This window comes from Bartonella sp. CM86QHHN (assembly GCF_042194695.1).
Taxonomy (GTDB): Bacteria; Pseudomonadota; Alphaproteobacteria; order Rhizobiales; family Rhizobiaceae; genus Bartonella.
This window is the reverse complement of record NZ_JBHIND010000056.1, coordinates 36,173-50,097: the sequence shown is the minus strand read 5'-3', so window position 1 is coordinate 50,097 and position 13,925 is coordinate 36,173. Positions and strand designations below refer to the sequence as shown.

The window sequence follows — 13,925 nt, the reverse complement described above, 5'->3', positions numbered from 1 at the left end:
TTTCGCTTACACCTTCGGCGCGGGTTTTCCCGACTTTCCAGATCTGCCTTCTTCCTTTTACGGTCCTTAAAGCCTGAGAGATTATGGGCTATTTCCCCTTCGGCGGCAATGCGAAAATTTGCAATCTGCACTCTCCCGCAAAAGAATGAAAGAAACGATAACGCTCTTTCCAGCATATTTAAACCTATAGCCTATCTTTATCACACTGTCATTAGTAAAGTGATGAAAATGTTCTCATTTTAAAACTTGCATAAGCTGCTTCAAAAGATTTATAATATTATCCTTTTGAACCTTACAAAAATTGCAAGGAACACATTTTAGGAAATTTAAGACAAAAATCAAAAGCTATAAACAAAAATACCTCTTGAAAATCATACAAAACGTCACACACTAAAAAGATCGCAAAGCAATATTCTTTCGCGCGCAGTTCAACCTTAAAAATAGGGTTTCATATTCTTTTTGAGAATAAGGACTTCAAATATTTTATAAGTATGATTTTAATGCACAAGAAGTAGGTTTTCTGCTTTCTCAATAGTGTCATAAATAGCGACTATTTACAGACTAAAACTACCGAACAAAGGTGACAAAATACTCATGAAAGCTGGTAATATCTCTTACAATTGCGAAAATGATCTTCCAAAACAAATTGCTCTTTTTCCTTTAGAAGGTGCACTCTTACTACCCGGTGGTTTTTTATCACTCAATATTTTTGAACCAGAATCACTTGAAATGATTGAAAATGTTATGGTAACTGATCGTCTATTGGGCATTATTCAACCACTTTCATCGGATACAGATCGCTTCTCTACACAACTTTATAAAACAGGCTGTATAGGGCGCATTACAAACTACAGTGAAACAGGAAATGGACAACTGTTCATTATCTTACAAGGTGTTTGCCGCTTCACTTTAGAACAAGAATTGAAAAACACAAAATCCTATCGAACAGCTCTCATCCAATCAAACATAAAAGACTTGCAAGAATTTGATATTGAAGAAAGCATTAACCGAGAGAACTTACTCGACGTTGTAGAAAAATATCTAACCATACATGAAATGGAATATAATTGGAGCAGCATCATAGAAGCCCCTACACCTATATTGGTTAATGCTTTTTCAGCTCTTATCCCCTTTACACCAGCAGAAAAACAAGCTCTCCTTGAAGCTCCAGATATCGAAAGCCGTGCCCAAACTCTTCTTGCATTAACAGAACGCTCGCTCATGAAACAAACAGGAACAGATTACCGCTTAAACTAATGAATGTCCAAACATGAAAAAAATGACCACAGATCCCAAAATGCTCGAATTGCTCGTCTGCCCAATGACGAAAGGCACGCTCTCTTTCAACCGAAAAACACAAGAGCTCATTTCTCTCAAAGCCAAACTTGCCTATCCTATTCGTGATGGCGTTCCCATTATGCTTGCCTCAGAAGCGCGCCCTTTGCAAAACAATGAAGAAATAACGCATAAAAAATAAAAAATCCTCATGCAATTTCCCTCTACAAGCCCACTGTTATCAAGTCTCTATCAATATGATATCTCAATATTTACGATTTCTGAAAAAAGAGTTTTACAATGAAGATATTTATATCGCTTTACACCTTGTAACAAAAGCCAAAAATATCATCAGATTCTCTCATTCCAGCCTGTTCATACTGAAGCAATCAAAACCATTCGCTTGCACCACACAAGCATCTGAATAAAAATGGCTCTTATGAACTTCTTAAAAGCAAGAATTATAATAACATTTTGAACCAACTCAGGTAAATGAAATTTATTATATTAAACATAAAGATTGTTATATTTCATGGACTTTAATTTATACTATTTACGAACAACATATTTGAGATACCTCGATTTAAGATGAATAAAAACGACAAGTTATATCATCTTATGTATACCATATCGGGACAAGAATATTTATCTGTTTGCGTAATCTTTGAAACGGAGAAGCAACCTAATTTGGGGGAGAAAACATAAAATCCTAAAGGAGAAAATCATCCCATTACCTTGCCATCACCCTTTAATTCCTCTTTACAATTTTTAAAAGTATCTCAAGCAATATTTTTATGTATAATATACGTATTGATTACATGAAAACTTGAAAAAACAAACAAGAAACACTGTTGTAATTTCAATTGACGATTGAAAGTAATTGCCTTATGAAGAAGGCTTGTGTTTTTGGTCGTATACGCGACGATCAATAGGGCCTGGAAGCCCGAAACCGAGCATAAAGATTAGCCCGCTTTTGCGGATATCCCGGAATTTCCGGGGGCTCTTGTTATGTCCAAGTGCTTTCAGCACTAAAAGCAAGGGGCTGACTCGGTTTCAGCACTTCCAGACCCCGGAATACTAATGCGAGGGCGCTCGCAACCGGTGGGGACATCAAGTGAAAGCCAAAAATCTACATTTTTACGATATTTCTTTAGGCAAAAAAATTCGCTTCAGAAGAAACGTCATGGGGTTTTCTCAAAAACAATTAGGAAGTCATTTAGGCGTAACATTCCAACAAATCCAAAAGTATGAAAAAGGCTTAAATCGCGTAAGTGCAAGACGTTTACAGGAAATTGCTCATATATTAGATGTTCCCGTTTCCTTCTTTTATGCTGATGGCGCAAAAAAAGAAGAGAACCTCTATCATTGTGATGACAGAATAGCAAGCAAAGCAGAATATTTACTTTTAAAAAATTTCAGAATACTGACCCGCAAAAAACAAAGAGCAATTTTGCAGTTGATTTCTGATGAAAAAAACAACCCCTTATTTTCATAAATTCACTGCAAGGATAATCAAAGTCCTTAATAATCTTGACAAGAATTGTGACTGTCTCCCCACACTTCATGAGAATGAAAATGCTTAATCTAATCTGATTTGTAAATAATCGGAATTCTAACGAGTTTAACTTAGAAATAGTGCATTGATTTATAATCATAATCTAACGTTATTGATATTGAATAAGTGTTTCGAATATCGTAAAATTCTTTCATTTCAAACGTGTTCTATATTGAATCAATCAAAATCACTTGTTTGCACATTACAAGCAAAGTTGGCGTGTGAGTAAAAATGTACAAAAAGGCATACCTCTTATTGAATCGTCTCACAAACCAAGAGCTGTAACGACATTGTGTGCTGAAAAAATGTATGAGGTGCTAACTTGCTCTTTTATTAAACATAAATATGTGAGTGTTCAACGACTTTCCACTCATATGAGTCACTTAAACAAAAGGCTCTCCAAACAAGCCTAAGAATATTCCAACGCACTAAAAAAACACTTAAATATATCGAGAAAAATCAAAGATCTTATACTACCATACTCCAAATAATGATATTTTATAGCATAACAGGATTAAAGTAAAAATAAGAAATATAAATTAAAAATAGACACGAAAAACTATATTTATAACTTTCATAAGAATTTATCTATATATGGATACTTAAGTTTATCCTGTTGTGCCATAAATTCTATCATTTAAGGTATGAGGATATGAAGCACGCATACCTCCTTGAAACATTCAAATGTTTTTTAGATGCCCAATATCTTTTTAAATATTTTTAGGCCTGCTTGTTGAGCCTTAAGTTTCAAGTGAAAAATGGGAAGCCGCTAAAAGTACCGCTAGAATCTGGCTGTTTACAGACTGAATAGGAAGCTTCGCTTTTAAGGGCATAGGGAGAAGATCAAATACTTCAACACTTAAATTCCCCCAACGCGATACGTAATAGCATCTTAAAAAAATTCAAAAGTGTGAAGGTAAACAATTGACAGAAGATACGGAATTCACTTAATTAAAGTGCTCTCTAAAAGAGATAACAGTTTAGCGTACAATATTCAATTTTTCAATTCTGAAAGATTAAAAGAGACGTATTATTTGAAATAAAACAATTTATTGTGCTAACAATGATGATTGGTGTGCACAAAATTGAGTTGTTGAAAATCAAAAATATAATTTAATGATGTTCCTTGACCAACTCACTCTCTCCTGAGTATAGCACGGGGAATAAACGTGGAGAGACATGAGGAGTATATAGAAAATGAGTTATAAAGTTGCAATTGTCGGCGCAACCGGAAATGTTGGTCGTGAAATGCTTACAATTTTAGAAGAACGTGGTTTTCCTGCGCATGAAATTGTCCCTCTAGCATCACGACGCTCATTAGGACAAGAAGTTTCTTATGGAGACAAAACTTTAAAAGTAAAAGCACTGGATACTTACGATTTTTCTGACACAGATTTTTGTCTTATGTCTGCGGGAGGGAGCATTTCCAAAGAATACGCCCCTAAAATTGCTGCTGCCGGCTGTGTCGTCATCGATAATTCCTCCACGTGGCGCTATGATGCCAATGTTCCGTTGATAGTCCCTGAAGTCAATGGCGAAGCTATAAATGCCTTTTCTAAGCGTAATATTATAGCAAATCCTAATTGTTCAACAATTCAACTGGTCTTAGCTTTAAAACCTCTCCATGATGCTGCAATCATTAAACGTGTTGTTGTCTCTACATATCAGTCTGTTTCTGGAGCTGGTAAAGAAGGAATGGACGAACTTTTCGAACAATCACGCGCAGTTTTTGTTGCAGACCCAATTACATCAAAAAAATTCACTAAACGCATTGCCTTTAATGTCATTCCTCATATTGATGTTTTCATGGAAGATGGTTATACAAAAGAAGAATGGAAAATGACGGTTGAGACGAAGAAAATTCTCGATCCGAAAATTAAATTAACAGCCACTGCTGTTCGGGTCCCTGTCTTTATCGGTCATGCCGAAGCCGTCCATGTTGAATTTGAAAAACCACTAAGCGCATCTGAAGCACAAGCGCTCTTCCGCGATGCACCAGGTTGTCAGCTTATCGATAAACACGAAGATGGTGGCTATACCACACCTTATGAATGTACCGGAGAAGATGACACCTTTATTAGCCGTATTCGTGAAGATATCACCGTTGAAAATGGTTTAGCTTTCTGGGTTGTCGCCGATAATTTAAGAAAAGGAGCAGCATTGAACGCAGTTCAAATTGCTGAATTGCTCATTTCTCGTAATTTGATAAAACCTAAATCCCTAAATTAACGCCCTGTCCCAAAGGACAAAGAACCCCTAGCCGGTCTGTCAAAAGTCCGGCTTCTCTTCAGTATAACCTTCCCCAGCTGAAGGTTCATATCACCATCCTAAAGAACTGTAATCCAAGGTATTGTCAAATTTGACTCGGAATATCCTTGAATGCCTCGCCACCTTAAGTTAAGCATTGCCGCCTTAATGACATTTTACGCTACAATAGGATCAGCAGCATAAGCATTGTTTGCTTCATGCTGCTGATCCTTTTTGTCATTCCGGTTGTGAAATTAACTTTACCCTTATCGAGCAGGATAGGTCACGACACGGTAACGCGTTTCATTACGTTCAAAATTTTTGTAATTGACATTATCAGGAAAGGAGGGATTATAAGCACTCACGTGCTTTACAGAAACGCCTTGTGCTTTTTGCGACGGATTTAAAATTGTTCGTTCATCCCTTTTTTTAACACCTGTAGAATCGATAATCATATCTGTTCTGTATAGTTTTTGCATATTTTTCCGTGTTTTTTGAATCGCCGGAAGAGCTTTAAAGTCGGAAACAGCCTGTTTTACTTTTTCTTTTGGCGATTTTACCATGGATTTTGATTTTGCTGGCATCTTTTTAAAAGCAATGGTAGGAACATCGTTAACATTGACGTAACGTGCAGATGCCCAACCAACCTTTCCGTGATAACCAAGAGAACACCAAGTTTTATTGGATAGACAGCCATAAATTTGCACTTTTGCTCCCATTGGAACCATTGAGATAACTTTATAAGCTTTCGCAGGACCTGTGCGTAAAGATACCTGACCTGATGCAACACGAGCAACTGTTCCTGCAATGGTTCCAGCTTCCACGTGAGAAGCAGTCACAGCCACCCCCGACGCTCCTAAAGCCCATAAAGTCATCATTGTTGATAAAAATTTCTTTCTTAACATTATTTTTCTTCCTCTCTAAAACATATGAAGGACAAAAATTCGCCTTTGCAAAAATTTGCCGCGTTTAAATCCAATGATCAGCAACCTTTATTTCCCGCCCAAAAGCCCCCTCAACATTGCAACAAAATTTCTCTTTATCGCCTACACGAACACGGCCTTTTGATCTTGATTGCGCAGTATGTTCTTCATGAATTTACGGCTAAAGCATCATCTGATTGACCGGTTCTTCAATCAATTGTCCCTTACAGAAGTTTTTAAAGGGGCATTGGTTCCCTCAACAAATGATGATCAGCCCCCCAAAACAACTAAAATAGAAGGAAAAATAATACTCTTTTAAAAATAAAAGTGATTGAATATTCTCTAAAGCTTGTATAACTTTAAATCTGCCTAAAAAAATACAGAGTATATTGAAACTTCCCTCAAAAAATTTCTCGAAAAAGAAAGTTAAAAGCACATGACATTAAAAAATTTTTCTCGCGGTCAGATTATAGGGTTATTCCTCTCTCTCTTTGCACTTTTTTTGTCTACTGCTTTTTCCATGGCCGCAGACAAAACAAAAATCAAACTTGGTATTATGGAAGGGCGAGATGCGATTATTTGGAAAACAGCTGCTGAACAGGCTAAAAAAGCCGGTTTAGATATTGAACTCGTTTATTTTTCTGATTACGCTTTGCCTAATGATGCTGTTAACGCAGGAGAGATCGATGCGAATGCTTTTCAGCACGCCCCTTATCTTAATGAACAAATGAAACAACGTGGCTATAAACTTTCAATTGTCGGCTATACATTTATTGCTCCAATCGGTGTTTACTCACACAAAATAAAAGACTTAAAAGATCTTCGTGATGGTGCACATGTTGGTATTCCGAACGACCCATCTAATGGTGGAAGAGCCTTACTTCTTCTTAATTCTTTAGGTCTCATTAAGTTAAAAGATCCTCATAATATTCTTGCATCTCCACTTGATATTATCGAAAATCCTAAAAACCTGCAAATTCGTGAGCTTGATGCCGGTATGTTAGGACGAGCTATTGACGATTTTGACCTTGCAATTATAAACACAAACTGGGCTATTGTTTCCGGATTAAACTTCGAAAAAGATGTAGTCGCATGGGAGAGCGCAAAAAATAATCCTTATGATAATATCATCGTTGTACGCACGAGCGAAAAAGATGAACCATGGGTTAAAAAATTAGTTGCCGCTTACAACAACGATCTTATCCGTGCAAAAATCAAAGAGATTTTTGGCAATACCGCCCAAACATCTTGGTAATTGTGCCAAATATCTGAGTAATTGTGCCAAATATCCGAGTAATTGTGAATGGAAAAACCTACTCTTATCTCCTTAAAAAACATCAGCCGTTGTTTTAACAAAACGGCTGGTGTTCCGGTAATTAATAATCTCTCTTTAAATATCCATGCTGGTGAAATCCTTGGCATTATTGGGCGCAGTGGAGCAGGAAAATCAACACTTATTCGCTGTTTAAATGGGTTAGAGAAGATTGATGCAGGGTCCATTTTTTTTGAAGGTGTTGATATTTCTAATCTATCAGAGATAGAATGGGCGCCTTACCGTCAACGAATTGGGATGATTTTTCAACATTTCAATCTTCTCTCATCGCAGAATATTCTTGATAACATTGCATTGCCACTTAAATTAAGTGGTGTAAGTAAGAAACAACGCCATAAACGTGCCCTTGAACTGATTGAATTGGTTGGGTTATCTGGGAAAGAATATTGCTATCCGGCACAATTGTCCGGGGGACAAAAACAACGCGTTGGCATTGCTCGTGCGCTCGCTGCTAATCCTAAAATATTGTTATCAGATGAAGCCACCTCTGCTCTTGACCCTGAAACAACACAATCTATTCTAGAGCTCCTTGCTGATATTAATAAACACCTCAATCTCACGATTGTGCTCATCACCCATGAAATGGAAGTTGTGCGCACCATAGCGCATCGCGTTGTTGTTCTTAATCAGGGAAACATTGTAGAAGAAGGACGTGTGAAAGACATCTTTACATCACCGCAAGACGATACAACCATAGCCATGCTCAAGCTTGTAACCCCGCAACTTCCTGAAAAATTTGCGAAAAATCTCAAACCAATCGGACGAGAAGCTGTCATTGAAATTAATATTGCCGGTGAAATTGCCCAGCAGCCTTTTCTTCATCTTCTAGAAAATGAGAGTGGTTTAAAAGCACGTATTTTGCATGGTGGCATTGATACAGTTCAAGATGAAACCATCGGGAGACTCTTCTTGGCTCTTCCTGGAGAAGATAAAGAAGCTTTAGAAAAAGCTGTTCAATGGTTAACGAAAAAAGGACGATATTGTGAGGTCTTAGGCTATGTTTAATGTTCTGTCTCATGAACTTCCCCAAGCTGTTATTGATACAATATTGATGACACTTAGTGCTTCTGTTATGGCATTTATTATAGGGCTTCCCCTTGGTCTTCTTCTTCACACAACAGCACGCGGAGGGATTTTTTCCTCATCTCTCATCAATCGCCCTTTAAGCATGATCATTGACAGTATTCGTGCCATTCCCTTTATCATTCTTGCATTTTATCTTCTTCCCGTTACGCGTATCGTTGTAGGAAGAGGGATAGGAATGCCTGCTGTAATTTTTATACTGACCATTTCAGCTATCCCTTTTTATGCACGCATGGCGGAACTCTCTTTTAAAACCGTTGAAAACGGTCTCATTGAAGCGATCCGCTCGATGGGTGCAAGTCGTCTTCAAATTATCAGACATGTTCTTATTCCTGAAGCTCTCCCTAGCCTGATTACAGGTTTTACAGTCATGGTCATTTCTCTTATAGGAGCCACCTCACTTGCTGGATATCTTGGTGGAGGCGGTTTAGGGGATATGGCAATCCGCTATGGCTACCAACGCTACAATACCTTCATCATGACCATCGTCATCATCCTTTTGATCGTGCTTAATATTACAACCCAATGGACTTCTGATAAAATCGTACAAAAACTTGATAAAACAAAACATTAAAAGACTTAGAATTTCACATGCCAATACCATCATCCCCTTTGCCACTTTCCAAGTGCACCAACCCTTGCCTATCGAAAACACTCATAAGAGATTAGAAACTTTTTTCTTAAACAGTTTTTATCTCTCCCCATCCGTTTGTAACATGAAAGAAAATAGTTTTAATGGCTTTAATATAAAAGAATATAAAAGGGGATAAAATAAGAGATCTCACAGTATGTGAGACTCTCTTTAAATTAAGACATTGACCACAACCTCTCCAAACCGTAGATAACACATTGAATTTATAATGATAATATGGCGTTATTCATATTGAACGAGAACTCTGAATACCGTAAGATCCTCTCATTCCCAATTTATTCCATATAGAATCAACCAAAACCTCTCGCTTACACGTTACAAGCGGGAAGAGCCGTGTGAGTAAAACTATACAAGAAAGAAAGGCATGCCTCTTATGAATTATCTCAAGCGCCAAGACCTGTCTTAACATTGGCGGCTTATAATATGATGGTGCCAGCTTTCTTCTTCACAAGCATAAAGATAGGGGTGCTCAATGGCTTTATCGTTATACTATTCACAGGCGCCATTGCGAAATGGGCGTAACGAACGTTGAGAGATGTTGCTTTAAAATAAACCCGTGAATTGGCAACGCAAGTATATTCCATTTGAAGCGTTCTGTTTTACGTGATGGGTATGATCCCATTAAAGAACGCTATAAACAAAAGCGTGAAGCAATGCACTATCTTCATTAGGAAACTCCTCTTCAAAACGATCTAGGAAAGATAGCAACCTGCTCTGGCTATCAACGCTATGATAGCTCCACCATATCTATTATCCTATAGATTATTCTCAATATCATCATTGAAGAAACTTCTAATAGAATTGTATAAAAATTTTATAAAATAAAGCACTCAAATAATCTAGATATTGGAAGGTTTTTCTTCCACAACAGCAACAATAAGCCATTGAGCTGTAAGAGCTGGTTTTTTTAACTTTTCAATTTCCACCGTAACCCCATAATGGAAAACCACTCGACCAGAAGGACGAATTTCTGCGTCGTCTAACACAAAACGCGCACGTATCCGTACCCCTGTTTTCACAGGACTCATGAAGCGTACTTTATCGAAACCATAATTAATCCCCATTGTGCTCCCTTCTAACTCTGGAAGAGCTTCATAAGCGAGCGTAGACAAAAGCGATAATGTTAAAAAACCATGAGCAATCGTGCCGCCAAAAGGTGTCTTTTTAGCCTTTTCCTCATCAACGTGTATCCATTGATGATCATCTGTAGCACATGCAAACTGATTAATCATATCCTGTGTAACAAGACGCCACTCCGATAATCCCACTTCTTTCCCAATAAAACTGGTGACATCTTGTACTGTTATTTTTTGCTGCATAACGCTATTCCTATTTTATTTGATAAAAGAAACCACCCCTCTTGCTTTTATAAAATCCATTGATTAGAGCATCAAGAATAAAAGATTAATTGTCTTAAAAACAAATGCACCTTATGAATGAGAAAAGTTCTTTAGCAGAGTAGTTTTCAAATAGGAAAAAAGAATGGCAAGCAATGTGAACCTAACAGGTTTAGCGCATGATTTGAAACAACGTGCAGAAAACCATCCCCCTATCCGTATTGGACTGATTGGTTGTGGTGAAATGGGCACAGATTTATTATCAAGTATTGCGCATATGGATGGTATAACAGTCGCTGCTGTAGCCACGAGGACACCGTCACGTATTTTTGATGCCGCTACACTAGCCTATGGCGAAGATGGACATGTCTGTGAAGTTGAAAATACTTATGCTCTCACCCAAAGCATTGAAAAGGGTTTGATTGCAGCAACAGATGATATTAACCTTGTTTTGCGCCATGAACAAATTGATATTATCGTTGATGCAACAGGCTATCCCGAAGCAGGAGCAGAGATTGGTATCAAAGCGCTTGAGAATAACAAACATCTTGTCATGATGAATGTTGAAGCAGATGTTACAATTGGCGCTTATCTCAAACATGAAGCAGAAAAACGAGGGCTCATTTATACACTTGGTGCCGGCGATGAACCTACTTCTTGTATGGAACTCATAGAATTTGTTTCAGCCCTTGGACATAAGATTGTTGCAGCGGGTAAAGGAAAAAATAATCCTCTGCGCTTTGATGCTACACCTGACGCTTACGAAGAAGAAGCATTCCGGCGTAATATGAATGTGCGCATGTTGGTTGAATTTATTGATGGTTCCAAAACGATGGTTGAAATGGCAGCCATTGCCAATGCCACCGGACTTCTCCCCGATTGCCCAGGAATGCATGGACCACGAGCAGCGCTACAAGATTTAAACAAAGTGCTTATTCCAAAACAAGATGGGGGCATTTTACAACAATATGGTGTTGTAGATTATTCAATAGGTCCAGGTGTTTCACCTGGTGTCTTTGTCATTGCCGAAATAGCACACCCGCGTTTACGCGAACGTATGGAAGATTTAAAAATTGGTCAGGGGCCTTACTTCACCTTTCATCGCCCCTATCATTTAACAGCAATGGAAGTTCCCCTCACCTGCGCACGTATTATGCTTTATGGCAAAAAAGATATGGTTCCTCTTAGCCATCCCGTAGTAGAAGTCTGTGCTGTTGCTAAAAAAGATTTACATCCAGGTGATCAGCTAGACTTTATCGGTCTTTATACTTATCGTGCTTGGATAATGAACATCGCAGAAGCACGCGCTCACCACGCCATTCCTTGTGGCCTTTTAGAAAAAGCAACAGTAACAGCTACAATTAAAAAAAACGAACTCATTACAGTACATAATACTGCTATTCGTGAAGATCAATGGATTGCACGTCTTCGTGCTAAACAAGACCTTTTACTTCATTACCCTTCTTCCGCTAAGCTATAAATGCTCCTGAATTACCTTACTTAACAGTATCCTTCCCTTAGGCAACAGAATAACCCAGAATACACTTCTATCGCAAATACAGGTTTATGTTTTAATAAAAGCATTTTCCAACGATGCACATCACCACTTCCCTCTCACAATATGTCCCGTAAATGCGACAGTATAAACCACCCCATGAGATGGCATAAGATTCATTGTGTATCACTATCTTTACTCTATGAAGATACAAACCAGCACCATCATTTATTTTCCAATACTACAACAGTCCTTGAACCTTAGAGATAATTAATGAGAAGAATTTTTAGTCTTTTTTTAATAATTTTATCCATACACGAACGCAACTTGTTATACGTAAAAAATACTTCTGATGGATTTAACATAAACAAATTTAAAATGATAAATAATAATTTCTCATTTTTCTTATTGCATGAGAGCCATGGATATAGGGATATTTTTTATTTTATCCCCTTATGAAAGATAAAAAAATTTAAAAAGGATAAAATATACCTTTGACGAATAATCTTCATATGAGAAAAGGTAGACAATATTAAAAGACTGATAAAGATAGTAAGTATACTAGCCTTATTACTAGAAAATAATCATAAACTGTAAAAAAAAAATCAGGTTACGCTAATTTGTAAAAAACAACATAAATGTAGGATCTTGAACTTTAATAATGTTAATAAAAGCTACATTTAGTATTAAGATTAGTGATTTTATTATCTAGTATAGTATAAATAATAAAATATTTATTTTTTAAAAATAATGAAGTGAACAAAAAAATCCTCGACTCTGTCGATGAGCTTCCTACTAAAGTGTACTAAATATTGCAAAAAGAGTTACAACAGTACCTAATACATCCCCAATACATAAAGAAGCAAGAAGTGATAAAATACTTATTCCCCCCCAAAAGGCTGAACCTGAAAAGGCAGCAGCTTTTTCAGGTTTCCCTAACGCAATAACATCTTGTTCCTCAACGCCTTGAATAACAACTCTATCCACAGCTTTAATAGCTACATTTTTTTCTAGTGTAGGAATAGTAATTGCCATTCTCTCTTGAACTTTATTTTTTACAAAACTTGCATTTCCCTCTATAGTTTGTATAAAAAAAAGAATAAATAGTGTAAAAGTAAATGAACATACACGATTTTTAAATATTTTAAACATAGCTTTCTTTGCTCCTCTTTTTCTTCACTGAAAAAATGAAAGAATATTCACATATATAAAAACCAAAAATTATATTTAATCATTTATATAATTGCACATAATAAAATATTATATGTAATTTTGTTATTAACAAATAACACATTATGTATTACATGTAAAGATAAAAAACAATAAATGATAAAAATAATAAGAATTTTTTAAATTTATTATTATAAGAAATATTACGAAACAAATTCATTTAAAAAATTATATAATAGAGCTTTTATAAATAATTTAAAATGTAATTAATTTTAAAGAATTATAAAATTTAAAACTGCCAATATAATGATATATGATTGTCTATTATTTCAATAAATATAAAAATGAAATAGTACTTAATGGATTTTTATTATATCACTCATCAGTAACATTGAAAAATAAAATTGGTATCGAATAAAAACTTGATATAAAACAAATCTATCCTAATAAATAAACCTTAAAATATTGTACTCATTTTCTATAAAATAGGTATAAAGTGTAAAAAAGCAATTAAGATCTCTATCTTCAAATGGAAGAGATGTTAATAAAATGATTCTCAACTTTTACTGATATATAAAGAAAAAATACTGCATAGCATCTTCAAAAAGGTAATTCAGCCCCTTTATCTCATACAGCATAACGAACTCAAAATATTGACTTTAAAATCTAATAAAACAAACGCATAAAATAAGTAAATCTATCAGATTTACAAAAACATTATAAGCAATACTAGAACACCAACAAACTACCTAAAACCAGATAAAAAGAGAGTCATGAAAAATGAGATGATCCCCAAAATACTGAAAAAACTTTCTTTCTTAATTTTCATAAAAGTTATTCCATATTTTTCGTCAA

11 protein-coding genes, 1 pseudogene and 1 riboswitch are annotated in these 13,925 nt (G+C 36.1%); of the genes and pseudogenes, 9 read left to right on the top strand and 3 right to left on the bottom strand.

Translation table 11 applies throughout. From position 1 onward, the window contains the following. Positions 1-50: 50 nt before the first annotated feature. Positions 51-148, bottom strand: a riboswitch (glycine riboswitch). 446 nt (positions 149-594) lie between these two features. The 4 genes from ACFIKX_RS05440 to ACFIKX_RS05425 all read left to right on the top strand — a co-directional run bounded on the left by ACFIKX_RS05440 (position 595) and on the right by ACFIKX_RS05425 (position 5,059). Beyond that, complete coding sequence (locus ACFIKX_RS05440; RefSeq protein WP_375610818.1) at positions 595-1,257, top strand: LON peptidase substrate-binding domain-containing protein; 663 nt, start codon at positions 595-597, stop codon at positions 1,255-1,257. A gap of 13 nt (positions 1,258-1,270) precedes the next feature. Continuing rightward, positions 1,271-1,477 (top strand): Trm112 family protein, encoded by a 207-nt coding sequence (locus ACFIKX_RS05435; protein ID WP_273791466.1) that lies wholly within the window; start codon positions 1,271-1,273, stop codon positions 1,475-1,477. Between the two features lie 912 nt (positions 1,478-2,389). Next, complete coding sequence (locus tag ACFIKX_RS05430; protein ID WP_375612292.1) at positions 2,390-2,770, top strand: helix-turn-helix domain-containing protein; 381 nt, start codon at positions 2,390-2,392, stop codon at positions 2,768-2,770. A 1,257-nt stretch (positions 2,771-4,027) separates the two neighbouring features. Next, positions 4,028-5,059: an aspartate-semialdehyde dehydrogenase gene (locus ACFIKX_RS05425; RefSeq protein ID WP_375629891.1), complete on the top strand. Its 1,032-nt coding sequence runs from the start codon at positions 4,028-4,030 to the stop codon at positions 5,057-5,059. Between the two features lie 284 nt (positions 5,060-5,343). On the opposite strand, the gene ACFIKX_RS05420 is transcribed toward ACFIKX_RS05425, so the two are convergent. Then, a complete protein-coding gene (locus tag ACFIKX_RS05420; RefSeq protein WP_375629894.1) occupies positions 5,344-5,982 on the bottom strand; it encodes an SH3 domain-containing protein in 639 nt (212 codons plus the stop codon). A gap of 454 nt (positions 5,983-6,436) precedes the next feature. On the opposite strand from ACFIKX_RS05420, the gene ACFIKX_RS05415 reads away from it, so the two are divergent. The 4 genes and pseudogenes from ACFIKX_RS05415 to ACFIKX_RS05400 form a co-directional block, all read left to right on the top strand. After that, a complete protein-coding gene (locus ACFIKX_RS05415; RefSeq protein ID WP_375629897.1) occupies positions 6,437-7,255 on the top strand; it encodes a MetQ/NlpA family ABC transporter substrate-binding protein in 819 nt (272 codons plus the stop codon). Positions 7,256-7,303: 48 nt separating this feature from the next. Further along, entirely contained in the window at positions 7,304-8,338 is a 1,035-nt protein-coding gene (locus ACFIKX_RS05410; protein WP_375612288.1) for a methionine ABC transporter ATP-binding protein, read from the top strand. Continuing rightward, positions 8,331-8,990 carry a methionine ABC transporter permease gene (locus ACFIKX_RS05405; protein ID WP_375609233.1) on the top strand — a complete coding sequence of 220 codons (660 nt, stop codon included), beginning with the start codon at positions 8,331-8,333 and terminating at the stop codon, positions 8,988-8,990. Before ACFIKX_RS05410 ends, ACFIKX_RS05405 begins: the two co-directional genes overlap by 8 nt. 451 nt (positions 8,991-9,441) lie before the next feature. Continuing rightward, positions 9,442-9,736 (top strand): annotated as a pseudogene (locus ACFIKX_RS05400) (integrase); the annotation flags it as partial. A 171-nt stretch (positions 9,737-9,907) separates the two neighbouring features. Here ACFIKX_RS05400 and ACFIKX_RS05395 read toward each other — a convergent pair. Continuing rightward, positions 9,908-10,387: a MaoC family dehydratase gene (locus ACFIKX_RS05395; RefSeq protein ID WP_375612287.1), complete on the bottom strand. Its 480-nt coding sequence runs from the start codon at positions 10,385-10,387 to the stop codon at positions 9,908-9,910. Positions 10,388-10,550: 163 nt separating this feature from the next. On the opposite strand from ACFIKX_RS05395, the gene ACFIKX_RS05390 reads away from it, so the two are divergent. After that, entirely contained in the window at positions 10,551-11,885 is a 1,335-nt protein-coding gene (locus tag ACFIKX_RS05390) for an NAD(P)H-dependent oxidoreductase (RefSeq protein ID WP_375612286.1), read from the top strand. An 810-nt stretch (positions 11,886-12,695) separates the two neighbouring features. On the opposite strand, the gene ACFIKX_RS05385 is transcribed toward ACFIKX_RS05390, so the two are convergent. Then, a complete protein-coding gene (locus ACFIKX_RS05385) occupies positions 12,696-13,052 on the bottom strand; it encodes a hypothetical protein (RefSeq protein WP_375612285.1) in 357 nt (118 codons plus the stop codon). Between the last annotated feature and the right edge of the window lie 873 nt (positions 13,053-13,925).

Coding starts and splice junctions, on each gene's coding strand:
- ACFIKX_RS05420 (WP_375629894.1), bottom strand. CDS start 5,982: ATGTTAAGAAAGAAATTTTTATCAACAATGATGACTTTATGGGCTTTA.
- ACFIKX_RS05415 (WP_375629897.1), top strand. CDS start 6,437: ATGACATTAAAAAATTTTTCTCGCGGTCAGATTATAGGGTTATTCCTC.
- ACFIKX_RS05440 (WP_375610818.1), top strand. CDS start 595: ATGAAAGCTGGTAATATCTCTTACAATTGCGAAAATGATCTTCCAAAA.
- ACFIKX_RS05435 (WP_273791466.1), top strand. CDS start 1,271: ATGAAAAAAATGACCACAGATCCCAAAATGCTCGAATTGCTCGTCTGC.
- ACFIKX_RS05390 (WP_375612286.1), top strand. CDS start 10,551: ATGGCAAGCAATGTGAACCTAACAGGTTTAGCGCATGATTTGAAACAA.
- ACFIKX_RS05385 (WP_375612285.1), bottom strand. CDS start 13,052: ATGTTTAAAATATTTAAAAATCGTGTATGTTCATTTACTTTTACACTA.
- ACFIKX_RS05405 (WP_375609233.1), top strand. CDS start 8,331: ATGTTTAATGTTCTGTCTCATGAACTTCCCCAAGCTGTTATTGATACA.
- ACFIKX_RS05410 (WP_375612288.1), top strand. CDS start 7,304: ATGGAAAAACCTACTCTTATCTCCTTAAAAAACATCAGCCGTTGTTTT.
- ACFIKX_RS05425 (WP_375629891.1), top strand. CDS start 4,028: ATGAGTTATAAAGTTGCAATTGTCGGCGCAACCGGAAATGTTGGTCGT.
- ACFIKX_RS05395 (WP_375612287.1), bottom strand. CDS start 10,387: ATGCAGCAAAAAATAACAGTACAAGATGTCACCAGTTTTATTGGGAAA.